Source organism: Bacillus sp. FSL W8-0920 (genome assembly GCF_038593215.1).
Lineage (GTDB): Bacteria > Bacillota > Bacilli > Bacillales > Bacillaceae > Bacillus > Bacillus pumilus.
This window is the reverse complement of record NZ_CP151974.1, coordinates 2,940,074-2,956,666: the sequence shown is the minus strand read 5'-3', so window position 1 is coordinate 2,956,666 and position 16,593 is coordinate 2,940,074. Positions and strand designations below refer to the sequence as shown.

Sequence of the window (16,593 nt, the reverse complement as noted above, 5' to 3'; positions counted from 1 at the left end):
ATAAGTGGGCATATAGGATGACAGCAAGGGAAAGGATGGATAACGTGAAAGAACTGCAAATACCTTCAAGAACGATTATGACACCAGGACCTGTTGAAGTAGATCCCAGGGTACTCCGTGTAATGAGTACACCAATTCTCGGTCAATTTGATCCAGCATTTACACATATCATGAATGAGACGATGACCTTATTGCGGTCCCTTTTCCAAACAGAAAATGAATGGGCTTTTCCAATTGACGGCACGTCTCGTTCAGGGCTTGAAGCTGTGCTTGCCAGTGTCATTGAGCCGGGAGATTCGATGCTTGTGCCTGTCTTTGGCCGGTTCGGTCATCTTCTCATTGAAATAGGGCAGCGCTATGGTGCTGAGGTACATACAATGGAATGTGAATGGGGAACCGTTTTTGACCCTAGTGATATCATTCAGAAAATGAAGCAGGTCAAGCCTAAAATCGTTGCGTTGGTCCATGGTGAAACATCCACCGGGCGATTGCAGCCACTTGAGCAAATTGGTGAAGCGTGCCGGGCACTGGATGCATTGTTCATTGTAGACGCTGTAGCAACCATTGGCGGGGTTCAGGTGAAAGTGGATGAATGGAAGATTGATGCGGCGATTGGCGGTACGCAGAAGTGCTTGTCTGTTCCATCAGGCATGTCCCCTATCACGTATAATGACCGGGTTGCAGCTGTCGTTGAATCGAGAAAGAAAGTGGAAAAGGGAATTGCGACACAGGATGAATTGCAGGAGCAAATGGATATTTTTCCAATTAAAAGCAATTACTTTGATCTCAGCCAGCTTCAGGATTATTGGAGCCCTAGGCGATTAAATCATCATACAGAAGCGACAACGATGCTCTATGCACTTCGAGAAGGGGTTCGTGTTGTGCTGGAAGAAGGTCTGTCTGAGCGTTTCCAAAGGCACGCATATCACGAGAAGGCCTTGATGAAAGGACTTGAAGCGATGGGACTTGAATTGTTCGGTGATCCACATTGTAAAATGCCGGTTGTGACATGTATTGAGATTCCAAGTGGTATGGATGGAGAAGCGGTACGTGCCGATCTGCTTAAGCATTTTGGTATCGAAATTGCCAGCTCCTTTGGACCGCTAGCCGGACGTATATGGAGAATTGGCACAATGGGCTATAGCTGCCGAAAAGAAAATGTGCTGTTTGTGTTAGCAGGGCTAGAAGCAATTTTAATCAAGCATGGTGCATCCATCCATTGCGGCGCAGGGCTTCAGGCGGCTCTTTCTATCTATGAACAAGGTGAATAAAGTCATAAGGATACTCGCTATTTGCGGGTATTTTTTATTTGGAAAAGAAAACTAAATTTTGAAAAACTAGACTTATAGACAGTGATATCGCTATACTGAAGAAGTTCTGATCATTTTTGTCATCATTTTCATTTATTTTGCAGAAAGAGGTTTTTTGATATGAAGAAAATGGGCAGATTATACATTTTGATGCTCAATATTTTTATTGCCATGCTTGGCTTTGGCCTCATTGTCCCTGTCATGCCAAGTTACATTGAAGCCTTTGGCGCAACAGGAAAAACACTCGGTTTTCTTGTCGCTGCAACAGGTCTTACACAGTTTGCTTTATCGCCGGTCGCAGGCGCATTGACCGATCGATTTGGACGTAGAAAATTGATCATTGCCGGGATTGCCGGCTTTACGATTGCCCAGTTTATTTTTGCATTTGCTGATCAGCTTTGGATGCTGTTTGTGTCACGATTTTTAGGCGGTGCTGCCGGGGCTTTACTCATGCCAGCCATGTTTGCATACATCGCTGATATCACAAGTGAGAAGGATCGAGGGAAAGGAATGGGGCTATTTAGTGCTGCAATGACGTTAGGTTTTGTCATTGGACCAGGCGTAGGCGGCTATTTGGTCGAGTACGGAATCGCTTTTCCTTTTCTCATCGCAGGTTCCTTTGCAGCTCTTTCTACCCTATTGTCCATCCTGTTTTTACCTGAAACATTAACAAAGGAAAAGCAGGAAGAAGCGAGGTTAAACAAAGACATTCATTTCAACCCGTTTGTACAAATGCTGCAAGCTTTAAAGACATCCTACGGTTTTTTGTTTATATTGGTGTTTGTCCTCAATTTTGGCATCATTCATTTTGAATCGATTTTCGGCTTATATGTAGACCAAAAACATGGATTTACACCGAAGGATATTGCGTTTGTGATTACGGTTGCGGGTCTTGCAGGCGTGCTTGTCCAAGGTGCGTTGGTGAATGCCTCTGTGAAACGATTTGGTGAAATGCGCGTCGTGCGTTATGCACTGCTAGGAGCGGCTTTGATGCTCATCGTCTGCCGTGTTGCACCGTCCTTTTGGCTAATCTTTGCAGGCTCTATTTTATTTTTGTCGGCTACATCATTTGTTCGTCCAGCCCTCAATACATTGCTGTCCAAAATGGCAGGTAATCAGCAAGGAGTAGCGGGCGGCCTCAATACATCCTTTATGAGCCTTGCCAATATTGTCGGACCGAGCCTTGCGGGCATTTTATTTGATGTGAATATTGAGTTTCCTTTTATGCTCGGAACACTGGTGCTTTGCATAAGCTTCATTGCATCCATCGTGTGGGGGAAAAAAGTGCAGCATCCTTCGACAGTTTCTTAAAATTTGTTTATAAAAAACCGATCAGTACGGCTTGATCGGTTTTTTTGATGCGCATCATCTCTTATATTTCACGACAGGTGATTTTTCTTTATGAAGCGCTCGAATCATGGCATCATCTACATGCAAATGCTCTTTCACTAATTGAGGAGGTGTTAAGGCCATCCACTGATTCAACGAAATATCTGCAAAGCGATCACTTTTAAACATTTCTAAAAACCAAAGGCTCGTTTGGCCGATATTTTGGATGTAATGTCCCATACCAAAAGGAACATATCCGACATCACCTGCTCTGTAATTAAAGGTGCGGGCAGTGCCCCCGGCTCCAAAGACCGTCATTTTGGCTGTACCGGTTAAATAGTATTGCCACTCATCATTATTAGGGTGCCAGTGCATTTCTCTCATGCCGCCAGGCTTTACTTCAACAAGCGCAGCTGCAATGGTTTTTGAAACAGGGAAATTCCGTGAATCGACAATGCGGACAGTTCCCCCAGAGGTCGTCAGCGGTTTTTGGCGAAGCAGCTGGTACGTAAATGGCGGCTCGATGCTTCCGTATGGATCAGATACCGTTTGGCTTTCTATTGATGCTGGCGGAGAGCCATGAAACATGTAGCGCTGCTTATTCGGAATATGGTCAAACAGCTTCTTAGGAACGCCAAAATTGTCGGAGAGAATGTTTTTCGGTGTATGGGCAAACCAGTCTGTGATGGTGAACGTATCAAATTCAGAAAAAGCGCCATCATCAAAGACTAAAAGAAATTCACACCCGTCCTCAAGTCCTTGAATGGAGTGCGGAATACCTGGGGGGAAATACCATAAATCTCCTTCTGCTACATCAGCGATCATATTTCGCCCTTCTGCATCTACAGAGGTGATGCGGGCTTTTCCTAAAATCATATACGCCCATTCAGCCTGCTTATGCCAATGGAGCTCTCGCACTCCGCCTCGAGTCAGCCGCATGTTGACACCCGCAATCGTTGTGGAAACAGGCAGCTCTCGCTTCGTAATTTCTCTCGACCAGCCGCCATGATTTAAATGCATATGTGTATCGGAATATGAAAATTTTAAATTAGGAATGATTCCGGCATCGGTTTTAGGTGGAACAAGCATATCTGGGTTCTCGATATCTCGAAGGACGTCCCGCGGGCCTAGATCGGTGGCACCAGCACCATCCTCTCGAATTGGCTGCGGGATGTGACGCAGCTCATCATCCATTTATCATCCCTCCTCTTGTATCATTTTTCTCCTCCAAACTATATGAAACTTCGGAAGAAAACATTCACTCAGGATGGGGTGAAAGAAGCATGTGAATACGTAATGCTAAGCGCAGCCTTAATGTGGTTTCAGGGTCTTTTAAGCTGATCCGCAGCAGCTCCTCACACTTCTCCAATCGATAAATGACCGTGTTGCGATGAATAGACAAACGTTTCGCTGTTTCTGAAACGTGGCAATGCGTTTCTAAATAGACAGATAAGGTGTGGAGGAGATTTTGACCGGCTTCATATAACGGGTGAAGGTGCATCTGGTGAAACGTGACTAAATCCTTTCTTGGAATAAGCTTTAATAAATCTGGCACATCCTTTGCCTGATAGAAGTGTATATATTCCGACTGCGCCGAGAGATGTCCGGCTTGAAGCGCTTCTAATGCTTCTCTGTACCCCTCAGACAGGTAATTGATGCGACAACTAGTCAAGCTCGCGCCAAAGGAAATGGTGTGATTCACTTGAATGCTAACGAGCATCTGCAGCTGTTTCAAAAAAGAAAGGAGTCTTTCACTCATCTCTGACCAACTGCCCGTCTCTTCCATTAATACAATGCCCATATCACCTTTGACAAATAAAAAGGAAGGGAAAGGAGAGCTTGGAAGTGCGCTGTCGAGCAGATCAACGACTTGTTCTAACATCAGTTGCTGCTTCAAAAAATGAGTGGTCTCATGACACTGATCAAGCTGACAGATCATACATAGATAGCTGCTATCTACATTTAATCCAAACGCCTTCGCAATGTTTGCAGCGTCTTGCTGAGAATACGATGAACCCTCTATCCATCTGCGAAATCCTTCATTTCTGGCACGCTTGGCCGTTTGCTGGGCAGAATATTGTCTCATTCGCGCAATCGAGATTTCGTGTACTGCTTGTTCAATGATGACTTGCAGTGTTTCATCCAGCGGAAGGATGAAGGAAGGAATGACCACATACTCACATGTTTGTTCGGTTAGATCAATCGGAAAGACAGAAAAGGTTTGCTTCGTATCTATTATTGAAAAATAATGGGGTGTCCGGCTTTTGAAAAAGGGGAGAATGCGAATCCAATCTGGGCTCGTGATGATGATGTGCGAGTTGCAGAGAAGGCGCCCATGCTGGTTACACAAATAGACAGGCTTGTGAATCCTTTCGGCGATTTTTTGCAATGCTTCAAACTGGTTATCGTCTAAGTTCATATCCACTAAGTCTCCTTTATTGAGAACTTTAGTTCTTGGTGAAGATGAATAAATAAATGGACAATCACTGTTCACTTCTCTGATATGCATTTTATGTTATCAGCTCAAATCATTTAAGATAGAAAGTTGTCAACTAATATCACAAACAAACAGAGTTCTTGATAAAATCACGCACCATCAGTCATCTTCATTCAGAATTACGGGCAAATATGATATGTTGTAGACAGAAGAATTTCTTTCAGAAAGATGGGTATGACAAGAGAAAAAGGCTTTCATGTGAGGAAGCCGTCTATACATGAGAGTGGCAAGAGGTGAGAAACATGATTTATATCGGATTAACTGGCTGGGGTGACCATGACAGTCTTTATCCGCCGAAAATCGGCAGCGCGCAAAAGCTGTTTCACTATTCGTCTACGTTTCCCATTGTGGAGCTGGATGCCAGCTTTTATGCAGTTCAGCCTGAACGTAATCATGAAAAGTGGATCAAAGATACGCCAGATACCTTTCAATTTGTCGTGAAAGCATATCAAGGAATGACCGGTCATCAGAGAGGCGAAATTCCGTTTGCTTCGAAGGAAGAGATGTTTGACGCATTTATTCTTTCATTGACTCCGCTTATTCGTGAAGGGAAACTAGCCATGGTTCTATTTCAATTTCCACCATGGTTTGATTGCAAAAAAGAGCACGTCCTTTATTTAAGATGGTGTAAAGAGAAGATGGGGGACATTCCGTGTGCCCTCGAATTCCGTAACCGCACATGGTTCTCAGATGAATTTTATGAGCAGACCTTGTCCTTTATGGAAAAAGAAGGCTGGATTCATTCTGTTTGTGATGAGCCGCAAGTTGGAGAAGGCTCCATTCCGCCAGTCATACAAGCTACGCACCGTGATAAAACATTGGTCCGTTTTCACGGAAGAAATAAACAGGGCTGGCTTCACCCAGCAGACCATGAGAATTGGCGTGAAGTGCGATACTTATATTTATATAATGAAGCTGAATTAAAAGAGTGGAAAAAGAATCTCGACATCCTGCATCAGCAATCAAAAGATGTGTATGTCGTGTTTAATAATAACTCCGGCGGAGATGCAGCGGCGAATGGTCAGCAGATGATTGATTTGCTGGATATTACGTATTCAAGCCTTTCTCCGAAGCAGTTAGATTTATTTAGTTAAATGAGAGCTGCGGCTTTCAACCTGAATGAGACGGTTCAGTGACAACTTGAGGGAGAGATCAACATGCTGCAGAAGCTATGGTTATATCATACAAACGATTTGCACAGCCACTTTGAGAACTGGCCAAAAATCGCAGCTTATATTGAAGAAAAGCGTCAAGTTCACGATCAGATGCTCTTGTTTGATATTGGCGACCATATGGACCGAGTGAACCTCGTGTCAGAAGCTGATTATGGAAAGGTAAACGTCAAGCTCCTCAATCAGCTTGGCTATGACGGGGGCACAATTGGAAATAATGAAGGCATTACGCTGCCTCATGATCAGCTGGATCAATTGTACGAGCATGCACAATTTCCAGTGGTCCTGTCTAATTTATTTGAGAAAGGCAAAAGGCCAGCGTGGGCAAAGCCCTATCATATGATCCAAATGGAAAACGGACTGAAAATATGTCTCTTAGGCGTGACCATTGCGTATACACCTGTCTATGAAAAGCTGGGCTGGGAAATAACAGATCCGTTTGACAGCATACGGGACATGCTGCAGGAAGTGAAGGGACAAGCGGATATCATTGTGCTCTTATCCCATCTTGGTATCATCCATGATCGGGAGGTCGCCCATGATTTTCCTGACATCGACATCATCCTAGGCTCACACACGCATCATTTGTTAGAACAGGGTGAAATGGACAATGGGGTACTGCTTGCATGCGCTGAAAAGTATGGGCATTATATTGGCTGTGTCGAGCTGACCATTGACACAGTGAGCAAAGAGCTGATCGAGAAAAAAGCGACAGTGCAGTCAGTGGATCAGCTGATCAGTGAATCAGATGAAGCCATTACTACCCTACAACAAGCAGAGAGAAGAGCGAAAGCCCTCATGCAGGAGAAAGTAACTGCGATTGAGTCAAGGCTAGAAACGAAGTGGTTTGATGAATCCCCGCTTCCGCAGCTCTTAACAGATGCCATTAAAGATTGGTGCGGGGCAGATATCGGCATGATGAATGCAGGCATGGTGCTTGATTCATTAGAGGCAGGAATCGTGACTAGAGAAGAAGTCCACCGAATCTGCCCGCACCCAATTAACCCAATTAGGGTGACGCTTTCCGGTCAACAGCTTATCGAAACCGTTCGGCGTGCCTGTGAAGAAAAAATGGAACAGCTACGCATCAAGGGCTTCGGCTTTAGAGGTGAGTTGATGGGGAAAATGCTGTATAGCGGCCTCACCTATACAGTAGAAGAAGGTGAAACCAAACGAGTAGAGGATGTTTTTGTGCATGATCAATTGATCAGAAAAGACGCCTTATATACGGTTGGCACAGTCGATATGTATACATTAGGCTCTCTATTTCCTCATATCCGTGACCATGAACACATTGAATATTTCATGCCGGAATTTTTACGTGATGTGCTTACTTGGCGCCTGAAGGAAGCCACATGAAATCCGCTTTAGCCTAACAACACTCGCCCTCTTGTCACATAGATTGTGATGAGAGGAGTGAAGGGATTTGGTGAATTTAACACCTATTAATATTGATGGACATTCCTTTACAGCCGTCACCGTCAAACTGCCGAAGACGAATTTTATGGCAGTGACAAATGAACATGGGTATATTATGTGCGGTGCACTGGATGTCGGGCTCTTAAATGAAAAGCTTGCAGATAGAGGTATTATCGCAGGGAGAGCAGTTGGTGTGAGAACGATAGAGCAATTGCTTGATGCCCCTTTAGAATCTGTGACATACGCTGCAGAAGCGTTAGGCATTACAGTTGGAACCATTGGAAGAGACGCCTTATTAAAAATGGTGAAATAAAATGAAGAGATGATTCCTATCCCCCCGCCTGTCTGCATACACTTGTAATGGAGAAGGGGGGATTTTTTATTGAGAATGAACCGCCGCTATCGCCCCTATAAAAAGGGCCCTTTGCCATTCCGATACGTCATGCTGCTTGCGATCTTATTCTTTGTACTCTCAACCGTCATAAGTCTATTTTTTATTAACCGCTCCATTAAACCAACCCTTATACACATTGCTGAACTAGAAACAGAGCGTATCGCCAATCATCTGATTCAATATTCCGTCCAAGACTTTGCAGAAGATCAGGAGAATATGAAGGATATGGTGGTTATGAATACAAGTGAGAACGGAAAAGTAACGACCATCGATTTTAATGCGCAAGCAACATCTAAAGCAATGGCTGACCTATCACGTCATCTTCAAAAAAATTTAGAGGACATTGAAAAGGGGAACTTTCAAAAAGAGGCAAAAGAAGCATTAAAGGATCAAACAGATGGACATGACGGCATTATATATAACATTCCGCTTGGGCAAGCGTCCGGAAATGCACTCATCGCCAACCTAGGACCAAAAGTGCCTGTACGGTTTAGTGTCATTGGCGATCCGCATACGGACGTTGAAAAAAACATTAAGCCTTATGGCATCAACAATGCCTTGATTGATATTAGTGTTCTAATCGAGGTCAAGGTGAGAGTCATCATCCCGTTTGCATCTGAAACAATCGTGGTCAAAAACTCAGTTCCCGTCTCCATCCAAGCCGTTCAAGGGGACGTACCAGATTATTACAATGGCAGCGGAACGAACTCAGGCGCTCCATCGATTGTTCTCCCAGAGAAAAAGGAGAAGAAAGAATAACAGCCCAAGGAATGATTGGGCTGTTTTTTGATGTGCAGTCATTGGAAATAAAAACCTCATTCACTACTTGATTCCATATAGATGAATGTGTCATGATCAATTTTAATTGTTATTAGGGGGAGCTTTATGAAGAAACTTTATGTAAGTGGTATTTGTTTTTTGATTTTTGCTATAGTATTTAGTGCTAAATATATCACAGCATCCATTTTACTGGTCAGAAATGAAAGCTTAAGTATCAATATTTTTAGAGGTATGTTTGACATGATTCCATTGGAAGTAACCGTTGTGTATTTCATTTTTCTCATCATGGGAATTCTATTTTTAATTTTAGGTTTGAAGGAGAAAAATGAGCAGTAACTTGCTTAGACATGAAAAAGGAGAAGGGTGCGAAAACGCTAAACTTCTCCTTTTCTTTAATGTCGTTTTCGCTCAGCTCTTTCCCACGCCCTTAAATGAGGGTATGGATCAAAAGACCATTCAGTTCTGCCATTGTCTTTATACATGCCATAGTGAAGATGCGGCGGAAATTTTCCTGCTGTGCCTGGAGGGCCATAACCGGAGCTTCCGACAGATCCAATGACCTGTCCGGGTTCAACAATTTGACCTGTTTTGAGTCCTTTTGCAAAGCCATTTAAATGAGCGAAGTAATGATAATGGTTATGAATATCTCGAATCCCAATCCGCCAGCCGCCAAAGCGGTTCCAGCCTTTCATTTCAATCACGCCATACGATGTCGCACGAACGGGAAGTCCATAATGGGCAAATAAATCCGTACCCTCATGAATTCTTCTGCCTCCAAATCCTCTTGCATCTCCCCATGTACTCCGGTAGCTGTAGTCAGCTCCGACTGGAAGAGGGAAAGCGTGCTTTCCGAGGTCAAGATGACCATAGTGCTGATATAGCTTCATAAAAGATGAAATGATTCCAACGGTTTGATCTCGTCCATAATAGTCCCATAAAGCAATTTTTAATTGATCAATGCTGTTGCCGTAATGAAGCAAGTATTGAGCAAACGTGAATAATACATCCTCATCGTCATCGCTGTTCGCTTTTCCATCCCCGTTGCCATCAAGTCCAATTCCATCAAACACTTTAATGCTTAAAGGAGAGGTATCCTGCTTATTCGGGTTTTCAGGGCCGATCCACATTTCCCGGGGAATGTAGATGCCAATGACGCCTTTTTGTTTCGGTAAATCTCTTCTGCTTTTTCGAATATTGTGCTCATACTGATCAACCGCAGCAAGTACATACCATGGAACCTGTGTCGTGATGGCGACTTTTTCGTAAAGTGCCATTCGCTGCTTCAGTACATCTGGCTGCTTGCCTTCCCCCTGCGTATGAACAGGTAAAGGAAGCATTGAAAGAGCGATCATGATGGCTAAAACCACTTTCACAAACGTCCATCTCCTTTCATCAAGCATCGTCTTCTACCGTTTAGTGTGGTTAGATCACCCTATTTCATAAGAAGAAAATGTTAGTAATTTTCTTGTGATTTTTTTAGGAGGCTTTTGGGTATTTTTGCAGCTCATTCCCTTGTTGTTCAATCTGTACTATGTTAAAGTGTCTAAAGAAAAGGCTTTAGGCCGAAGATTCAATTTTTTGCAGCTTCTTAGCTGCATCCATCGTATATAGCAGGAAGATTTTTGTAGATGCACCTTTAACGAATTCATATGGAGATGATGGAATTGGCAAAGAAGGAAGAGCACGTAAGAAAACCGGACTGGCTTAAAATTAAGCTGAATACGAATGAAAACTATACCGGTTTGAAAAAAATGATGCGGGAAAACAACCTGAATACCGTTTGTGAGGAAGCAAAATGTCCGAATATTCATGAATGCTGGGCAGTGAGAAGAACCGCTACATTTATGATCCTTGGATCTGTTTGTACGCGCGCATGCCGTTTCTGTGCGGTGAAAACTGGACTTCCAACTGAGCTAGACCTGCAAGAGCCAGAACGCGTGGCAGATTCAGTGGCTTTGATGAACTTAAAGCATGCTGTCATAACAGCGGTTGCAAGGGATGACCAAAAGGATGGCGGAGCAGGTGTGTTTGCTGAAACCGTTCGTGCCATTAGAAGAAAAAGCCCATTTACGACAATTGAAGTTCTCCCTTCAGATATGGGCGGCAATTACGATAATTTGAAGACGTTAATGGACACACGTCCTGACATTTTAAATCACAATATTGAAACAGTTCGCAGATTAACGCCAAGGGTTCGTGCGCGTGCTACATATGATCGTTCATTAGAATTCTTGCGCCGTGCAAAAGAAATGCAGCCCGACATTCCAACGAAATCAAGCATTATGATTGGACTCGGTGAAACGAAGGAAGAAATCATTGAAGTCATGGATGATCTTCTTGCTAACAACGTCGATATTATGGCGATTGGTCAGTATTTACAGCCTTCGAAAAAACATCTAAAAGTTCAAAAATACTATCATCCGGATGAGTTTGCAGAGCTGAAAGAAATTGCCATGTCAAAAGGCTTCAGCCATTGTGAAGCTGGACCGCTTGTGCGCTCTTCCTACCATGCAGATGAACAAGTAAATGAAGCGTCTAAAAAGCGTCAGGCGCAAGCATAACAAGAAAACGCCAGAGCTCTCTGGCGTTTTTTCTCGTATTAATTTTGGCCGTAAGGGGCGTTTCTTCTCATGGTACGGTCGGAATTCGTCATACCATTTGCATCTTCTTTCGTAGAAATATCTCCACCTTGAGGAGAATATTTCATTTGTTGAATTGTTTTGGTTAAGATTTGATCAAAATCACGTGAATTGGTTTGAAGACGTGAAAAATTGGCAATGGATTGAAAGTGCTCTGGATTATCAGAGACGTATACATGATAATAACGAGGGAGAACAGAAACCGCCGTTTTCTTTACTTGATCGGCAGATTCATCCCGGTTTTTGTTGCCTGTTCGATACACAATCAGTGCATCCTCATCTGTCACAAGTGTGGCTGCATCTTTGATGTTTGGGAGCTGCACAGTTAAACTTGTGATGACGTGGGCAAGATGCTCGCGATTTAAAGCAGGTGTTCTTTCTTTCTGATCCGTTACTTGCTGGTGCTGATAACGAACATACCCTGCTCTGTTTGTGTCTGCTTCTGGCATGTTGGAATTATTTCCTTCATGACGATCCGACAGACGGATGGTTTTACTTGAAGAATCTTCATCCACTTGCCGGTTCATACCTGATTGAAAGCCGCACCCGCCTAAAAGCATGCTGAGAAGAATCGCGGCTGTCAGTTGTTTCTTCATAAAAGTGACCTCCTTTTTTCTTTAGCTTCGGCTAAATCTGAAAAAACATGCTTTAGCAATTGATGGAGTTCTTCCAATGAATTATCATTAAAGATGGATCGTTTAAAAAGAGGTGAGAAGATGATCGTCATTCAGAATGCTACTTTTGATCTTGTAAGAGATATTAAAGACGGTTTTGATGAAGAAGCGTTTAAAGCAAGGTACTCAGATATTTTAAATAAGTATGATTATATTGTGGGGGACTGGGGCTACAATCAGCTGAGATTGAAGGGGTTCTTTGATGACCAAAACCAAAAGGCCACATTTGATACAAAAATCAGCACACTCGATGAATACATTTATGAATACTGTAATTTTGGCTGTGCCTATTTTGTCTTAAAACGAATCAGAAAATAACGCAAAGGGGAGCGTCATGATGTATTTCGTAGACAGAAAAAAAATTGAAGAGACATTACGTTTTTTCGAGGAGCAATATGAGTTGATGCGTAGTCATCAAACATGGACAAGTCCACTAGAGAAAAAAGCGCTGGAACGAATTGTCCATTTGCTCGTCGAATGTATTCTTGATACGGGAAATGACATGATTGATGGCTTTATTATGCGTGATCCAGGAAGCTATGATGACATCATGGATATTCTTGTTGATGAAAAGGTTGTACCAGAAGAGGAAGGCAGTCAGCTGAAAAAGCTTGTCTCGTGCCGCAAAACACTTGTACAGCAATACCAAGAAGTGGCTCATCACGACTTGCTGCAGGTGATCAGCGAGGTTGAGCATGCGCTACAGGTTTTCCCAAACCGCATCCGTACCTACTTAGAGCAGGAGCTAGGCCCAGTATCAGCGTTTAAATAATCCATTGGAGTTGTGAACATCATGAAATACAAAGGCTATTTAATTGATTTAGATGGAACCATGTATAAAGGAACAGAAAAGATCGAAGAAGCAGGTCAATTTGTTCAAAAGTTAAATGAGCTAAACATGCCCTACTTGTTTGTCACGAATAACTCGTCACGCACGCCAAAGCAGGTAGCAGAAAAACTTGTTTCATTCGATATCCCAGCAACAGAAGAACAAGTCTTTACAACAAGTATGGCAACAGCCAATTATATTGCCGAACAAAAGAAAGACGCGTCTGTTTACGTCATCGGTGAAGAAGGAATCAAGCAGGCCATTGAAGAAAAAGGGCTGACGTTTGGTCAGGAAAACGCTGATTTCGTTGTTGTTGGAATTGATCGCAGCATTACATATGAAAAATTCGCAGTCGGTGCGATTGCCATCCGTCAAGGCGCACAATTTGTCTCAACAAATGGAGACATTGCTATTCCAACCGAAAGAGGGCTTTTGCCAGGCAACGGCTCGTTAACATCTGTATTGACCGTGACTACTACAGTCCAGCCAACATTTATCGGGAAGCCAGAATCGATCATCATGGAACAAGCCATGCGAGTGCTCGGGACGGATGTGTCTGAGACGCTCATGGTAGGCGATAACTATGATACGGATATTATGGCAGGGATGAATGCAGGAATGGACACATTGCTCGTTCATACAGGCGTGACAACAAAAGAGCTGCTTCACAAATATGACAAACAGCCAACCTATGTCATTGATTCATTATCTGAGTGGATTGAACGATTATCATAAAAAAAAGAGGACAAGCGTTATGCGCGCGTCCTCTTTTTTGCTTTATTCCACATTTCTCGCACTATGTGCCAGCCTGCTTGATGCTGCAGCAGCAATGGCGCCGACAATGTCATCTAAAAAGGTGTGGCACTCCCCTGTGGATTTATCGTTGAGTATCCCGAGAATTCCTGGTTTTTCTTTATCGATATATCCGTAATTCGTAAAGCCGATCGAACCATAAATATTGACGATAGCAAACGATAAAATTTCATCAACACCATACAGGCTTTCGTCTGTTTCTAGAATAGACTGAAGCGGCTCGGTCAGTTTTTTTTGCTCGGCGAGTACGTCTAGTTCGACGCCAGTTAATATCGCATTTTGGACTTCTCGTTTTGCGATGACACGCTCCACATTGTGGATGCATTCTGTCATGTCTAAGCCAGGATGATATTTTTCCTGTAAAAAGTAGACAAGGTCTGCTATATCTTGAATGGATACGCCTCGTTCTTGTAAACGGCGTCTTGCTGTTTTTTCTACTTCGTTCATCTCATGATGATGCGGCATATATTCCTCACCCAATCCTCGTAATTTGTCCACAACGTGTAAAAAGCTTCGGATAGTAAATAGTATTCATAAATCCCTCAACCTGCGACTACGATATGATAAGAGATCGATCATATGAACGCAGGTGAAAACATGAAAGAAACCATTTATCACACATTTGGTATTGATGTGCGTCAACTTATGCCATATGGCAGTTATCAGAGCTTTCAAACGTCGGAGGCTCTCTTTATCATTGTTCCTGTGTCTCACTTGCGAGAAGAAGAACTCACAGAGCTGTTTCATATCAGTCAGTATTTACTGAATGCCGGAGACCCATACGTCGCTGTGTTTGAATTAACAAATGAAGAGAAGCCCACCTTTACTCATGGAAAGGAGCTGTATGCTTTATTAAAGGCAGCACCGCCGATCTCGAGCCGCTCGTTTCAACAGGCGTCAGAGCTGGCGGCCTTTCATGTCAGGGGAAGAGGATTTCCATATGAGGTGTCTGAAACAAAACGTGTGGGAGCGTGGAAGGAATTATGGGCAAAACGGCTAGATCAGCTTGAAGGCTTTTGGATGCAGCAAATGCACCAAAAACCACTGGAACGGTTTGAAAAAAAATTCATCGAATCCTTTCCGTATTATCTTGGATTAACGGAAAACGCCATTCAATATTTAGTGGATACTGAGCTGGATGATGAACCGAAAGAATGTGACTCAGGCACTGTCTGCCACCAGCGTTTTTCGCGAAGGACATGGCCGCATGAGCAGCCGCTTCGTTTACCTGTAGATTGGGTCTTTGATCATCCAACCCGGGATATTGCCGAATACTTAAGAGAAACCTTTGTCCAGCATAAGGAAGATTTAATTGAGGAGGGCTTCTCTTTTCTACAGCAATATGAGCAGGTGACACCACTTTCTTCCTTTTCTAAGCGTTTGTTATACAGCCGCCTGTTGTTCCCGCTTCATTACTTTGAAATTGTAGAAGGCTACTACATGTCGGGAGAAAATGAAAAATCATATTATGAAGAACGGCTAGATTACGTCTTAAATGATGCCAATCGCTATGAATACTTTCTCAAGGTCTTTCAAGAAATGAGTGCCATGCGAAGCGGCGGGAGCCTCATTCCACCTGTTGGCTGGATCACAGGTCCACTGATTTGAAGTTTCAGTGAACAGATGAAACGTCTCTTTTCTCTTGAGGCGTTTTTCGTTATGCTTAAAGAAATCAATCAAAGGAGTGTTCTTCTTGACGAAACCTTATGTCTATATCACAAGAAAGCTGGATGAAGCATCACTTACACCACTAAAAGAAGTCGCTCATATCGAGATGTGGCCAAGCGAAGATGAGCCATGTCCACGAGAAGAATTAGAAAAACAAGCAGCGAAAGCGGATGCGCTTCTCACCATGCTGTCAGATCAAGTAGATGAAGCCCTTTTATCAAAGGCTCCACATGTTAAGGTGATCGCAAACCTTGCTGTGGGTTATGACAATATTGATCTTGAAGCCGCTAATAAGCGCAACATCACCATTTGTCATACGCCTGATGTATTAACGGAATCCACGGCTGATTTAGCTTTTGCCCTTCTGATGGCGTCAGCTAGACGGATTGTCGAGGCGAGTGATTGGATTAAGGAAGGAAATTGGACAGGCTGGGGACCGCTTCTTCTTTCAGGAGCTGATGTTCATCACAAAAACCTTGGAATTGTCGGCATGGGCAGTATCGGAACAGCGCTTGCCAAGCGGGCAGCAGGCTTTGACATGAAGGTGCTGTACTATAACCGGTCAAGAAAGCCAGAGGCAGAAGCGCAGCTCGGCGTGACCTATGCGGCTTTTGAGGACTTGCTCACGCAGTCTGATTTCATCGTCTGCCTGACGCCGTTAACCCCAGAAACGAAAGACATGTTTAATGAAAAGGCATTTGATCTGATGAAGAACTCTGCTTATTTTATTAACGTATCAAGAGGACAGACTGTGGATGAGGATGCTTTATATGAGGCAGTCACGACAGGAAAAATTGCCGGCGCTGGTCTGGATGTATTTAGACAGGAGCCTGTCAGCCCATCTCATCCGTTAACAACATTACGTAACGTCACGGTTCTCCCTCATATTGGAAGTGCAAGTGTCGAAACGAGAAAAACGATGATGCGTTTATGTGCTGAGAATATTGCGCTTGTCCTACAAGGTCAGCAAGCCAAAACGCCGGTTCGTTCATCATTTCAGGCTCCCTGAGTTTCGGGAGCTTTTCTGACAAAAATATTTTGAAAATATAGAATCTTGATATAAATAGCT

At 43.4% G+C, this 16,593-nt stretch carries 18 protein-coding genes; 13 read left to right on the top strand and 5 right to left on the bottom strand.

Annotated elements, in window-relative coordinates; translation table 11 throughout:
• Positions 1 to 35: 35 nt before the first annotated feature.
• Positions 36 to 1,271, top strand: a complete 1,236-nt coding sequence (locus NSS78_RS15100) for an alanine--glyoxylate aminotransferase family protein (RefSeq protein ID WP_327839863.1) — start codon at positions 36 to 38, stop codon at positions 1,269 to 1,271.
• 159 nt (positions 1,272 to 1,430) lie between these two features.
• Positions 1,431 to 2,621, top strand: coding sequence for an MFS transporter (locus tag NSS78_RS15095; RefSeq protein WP_342468152.1), 1,191 nt, complete (start codon positions 1,431 to 1,433; stop codon positions 2,619 to 2,621).
• Between the two features lie 54 nt (positions 2,622 to 2,675).
• On the opposite strand, the gene NSS78_RS15090 is transcribed toward NSS78_RS15095, so the two are convergent.
• The gene (locus tag NSS78_RS15090) at positions 2,676 to 3,833 is read right to left on the bottom strand and encodes an oxalate decarboxylase family bicupin (protein WP_212045511.1); all 1,158 of its coding nucleotides are present in this window, start codon (positions 3,831 to 3,833) and stop codon (positions 2,676 to 2,678) included.
• A gap of 64 nt (positions 3,834 to 3,897) precedes the next feature.
• Positions 3,898 to 5,058 (bottom strand): helix-turn-helix domain-containing protein, encoded by a 1,161-nt coding sequence (locus NSS78_RS15085; protein WP_212045510.1) that lies wholly within the window; start codon positions 5,056 to 5,058, stop codon positions 3,898 to 3,900.
• Between the two features lie 320 nt (positions 5,059 to 5,378).
• Between NSS78_RS15085 and NSS78_RS15080 the strand changes: the two genes are divergently transcribed.
• From NSS78_RS15080 to NSS78_RS15060, 5 genes are all read left to right on the top strand, one after another.
• Positions 5,379 to 6,230: a DUF72 domain-containing protein gene (locus tag NSS78_RS15080; protein ID WP_003212748.1), complete on the top strand. Its 852-nt coding sequence runs from the start codon at positions 5,379 to 5,381 to the stop codon at positions 6,228 to 6,230.
• Positions 6,231 to 6,293: 63 nt separating this feature from the next.
• Positions 6,294 to 7,667 (top strand): bifunctional UDP-sugar hydrolase/5'-nucleotidase, encoded by a 1,374-nt coding sequence (locus NSS78_RS15075; protein ID WP_342468151.1) that lies wholly within the window; start codon positions 6,294 to 6,296, stop codon positions 7,665 to 7,667.
• Positions 7,668 to 7,734: 67 nt separating this feature from the next.
• Entirely contained in the window at positions 7,735 to 8,040 is a 306-nt protein-coding gene (locus tag NSS78_RS15070) for a YunC family protein (protein WP_050944071.1), read from the top strand.
• Between the two features lie 69 nt (positions 8,041 to 8,109).
• The gene (gene yunB, locus NSS78_RS15065) at positions 8,110 to 8,880 is read left to right on the top strand and encodes a sporulation protein YunB (RefSeq protein WP_080772989.1); all 771 of its coding nucleotides are present in this window, start codon (positions 8,110 to 8,112) and stop codon (positions 8,878 to 8,880) included.
• 126 nt (positions 8,881 to 9,006) lie between these two features.
• Positions 9,007 to 9,237, top strand: coding sequence for a hypothetical protein (locus tag NSS78_RS15060; RefSeq protein ID WP_212045508.1), 231 nt, complete (start codon positions 9,007 to 9,009; stop codon positions 9,235 to 9,237).
• A 56-nt stretch (positions 9,238 to 9,293) separates the two neighbouring features.
• Here NSS78_RS15060 and NSS78_RS15055 read toward each other — a convergent pair whose 3' ends face one another.
• Positions 9,294 to 10,238, bottom strand: coding sequence for a M23 family metallopeptidase (locus NSS78_RS15055; RefSeq protein WP_249118194.1), 945 nt, complete (start codon positions 10,236 to 10,238; stop codon positions 9,294 to 9,296).
• A gap of 327 nt (positions 10,239 to 10,565) precedes the next feature.
• Here NSS78_RS15055 and lipA point away from each other — a divergent pair, with 327 nt between their 5' ends.
• Positions 10,566 to 11,462, top strand: coding sequence for a lipoyl synthase (lipA, locus tag NSS78_RS15050; protein WP_034317455.1), 897 nt, complete (start codon positions 10,566 to 10,568; stop codon positions 11,460 to 11,462).
• Positions 11,463 to 11,500: 38 nt separating this feature from the next.
• Here the strand turns inward: lipA and NSS78_RS15045 are convergent, their stop codons facing one another.
• On the bottom strand, positions 11,501 to 12,136 hold the full coding sequence (locus NSS78_RS15045; protein WP_050944070.1) for a YhcN/YlaJ family sporulation lipoprotein: 636 nt from the start codon (positions 12,134 to 12,136) through the stop codon (positions 11,501 to 11,503).
• A gap of 120 nt (positions 12,137 to 12,256) precedes the next feature.
• On the opposite strand from NSS78_RS15045, the gene NSS78_RS15040 reads away from it, so the two are divergent.
• Genes NSS78_RS15040 through NSS78_RS15030 form a run of 3 tightly spaced genes read left to right on the top strand, consistent with a single transcriptional unit; the run spans position 12,257 to position 13,778 of the window.
• On the top strand, positions 12,257 to 12,532 hold the full coding sequence (locus tag NSS78_RS15040; RefSeq protein ID WP_003213192.1) for a YutD family protein: 276 nt from the start codon (positions 12,257 to 12,259) through the stop codon (positions 12,530 to 12,532).
• A 19-nt stretch (positions 12,533 to 12,551) separates the two neighbouring features.
• Positions 12,552 to 12,986: a DUF86 domain-containing protein gene (locus NSS78_RS15035; RefSeq protein WP_212045767.1), complete on the top strand. Its 435-nt coding sequence runs from the start codon at positions 12,552 to 12,554 to the stop codon at positions 12,984 to 12,986.
• Between the two features lie 18 nt (positions 12,987 to 13,004).
• Positions 13,005 to 13,778, top strand: coding sequence for a TIGR01457 family HAD-type hydrolase (locus NSS78_RS15030; RefSeq protein ID WP_212045766.1), 774 nt, complete (start codon positions 13,005 to 13,007; stop codon positions 13,776 to 13,778).
• Between the two features lie 42 nt (positions 13,779 to 13,820).
• Here the strand turns inward: NSS78_RS15030 and NSS78_RS15025 are convergent, their stop codons facing one another.
• Positions 13,821 to 14,321 carry a phosphatidylglycerophosphatase A gene (locus NSS78_RS15025; protein ID WP_003213652.1) on the bottom strand — a complete coding sequence of 167 codons (501 nt, stop codon included), beginning with the start codon at positions 14,319 to 14,321 and terminating at the stop codon, positions 13,821 to 13,823.
• A gap of 132 nt (positions 14,322 to 14,453) precedes the next feature.
• Here NSS78_RS15025 and yutH point away from each other — a divergent pair, with 132 nt between their 5' ends.
• The gene (gene yutH / locus NSS78_RS15020; RefSeq protein ID WP_034620180.1) at positions 14,454 to 15,464 is read left to right on the top strand and encodes a spore coat putative kinase YutH; all 1,011 of its coding nucleotides are present in this window, start codon (positions 14,454 to 14,456) and stop codon (positions 15,462 to 15,464) included.
• A gap of 85 nt (positions 15,465 to 15,549) precedes the next feature.
• On the top strand, positions 15,550 to 16,533 hold the full coding sequence (locus NSS78_RS15015; protein ID WP_212045506.1) for a D-glycerate dehydrogenase: 984 nt from the start codon (positions 15,550 to 15,552) through the stop codon (positions 16,531 to 16,533).
• The last annotated feature ends 60 nt before the right edge of the window (positions 16,534 to 16,593 follow it).

What these genes read in the sequence shown, in the direction of transcription:
- NSS78_RS15100 (WP_327839863.1), top strand. Translation starts at nt 36, where the DNA reads ATGGATAACGTGAAAGAACTGCAAATACCTTCAAGAACGATTATGACA.
- NSS78_RS15095 (WP_342468152.1), top strand. Translation starts at nt 1,431, where the DNA reads ATGAAGAAAATGGGCAGATTATACATTTTGATGCTCAATATTTTTATT.
- NSS78_RS15090 (WP_212045511.1), bottom strand. Translation starts at nt 3,833, where the DNA reads ATGGATGATGAGCTGCGTCACATCCCGCAGCCAATTCGAGAGGATGGT.
- NSS78_RS15085 (WP_212045510.1), bottom strand. Translation starts at nt 5,058, where the DNA reads ATGAACTTAGACGATAACCAGTTTGAAGCATTGCAAAAAATCGCCGAA.
- NSS78_RS15080 (WP_003212748.1), top strand. Translation starts at nt 5,379, where the DNA reads ATGATTTATATCGGATTAACTGGCTGGGGTGACCATGACAGTCTTTAT.
- NSS78_RS15075 (WP_342468151.1), top strand. Translation starts at nt 6,294, where the DNA reads ATGCTGCAGAAGCTATGGTTATATCATACAAACGATTTGCACAGCCAC.
- NSS78_RS15060 (WP_212045508.1), top strand. Translation starts at nt 9,007, where the DNA reads ATGAAGAAACTTTATGTAAGTGGTATTTGTTTTTTGATTTTTGCTATA.
- NSS78_RS15055 (WP_249118194.1), bottom strand. Translation starts at nt 10,238, where the DNA reads ATGCTTCCTTTACCTGTTCATACGCAGGGGGAAGGCAAGCAGCCAGAT.
- NSS78_RS15045 (WP_050944070.1), bottom strand. Translation starts at nt 12,136, where the DNA reads ATGAAGAAACAACTGACAGCCGCGATTCTTCTCAGCATGCTTTTAGGC.
- NSS78_RS15040 (WP_003213192.1), top strand. Translation starts at nt 12,257, where the DNA reads ATGATCGTCATTCAGAATGCTACTTTTGATCTTGTAAGAGATATTAAA.
- NSS78_RS15035 (WP_212045767.1), top strand. Translation starts at nt 12,552, where the DNA reads ATGTATTTCGTAGACAGAAAAAAAATTGAAGAGACATTACGTTTTTTC.
- NSS78_RS15025 (WP_003213652.1), bottom strand. Translation starts at nt 14,321, where the DNA reads ATGCCGCATCATCATGAGATGAACGAAGTAGAAAAAACAGCAAGACGC.
- yutH (WP_034620180.1), top strand. Translation starts at nt 14,454, where the DNA reads ATGAAAGAAACCATTTATCACACATTTGGTATTGATGTGCGTCAACTT.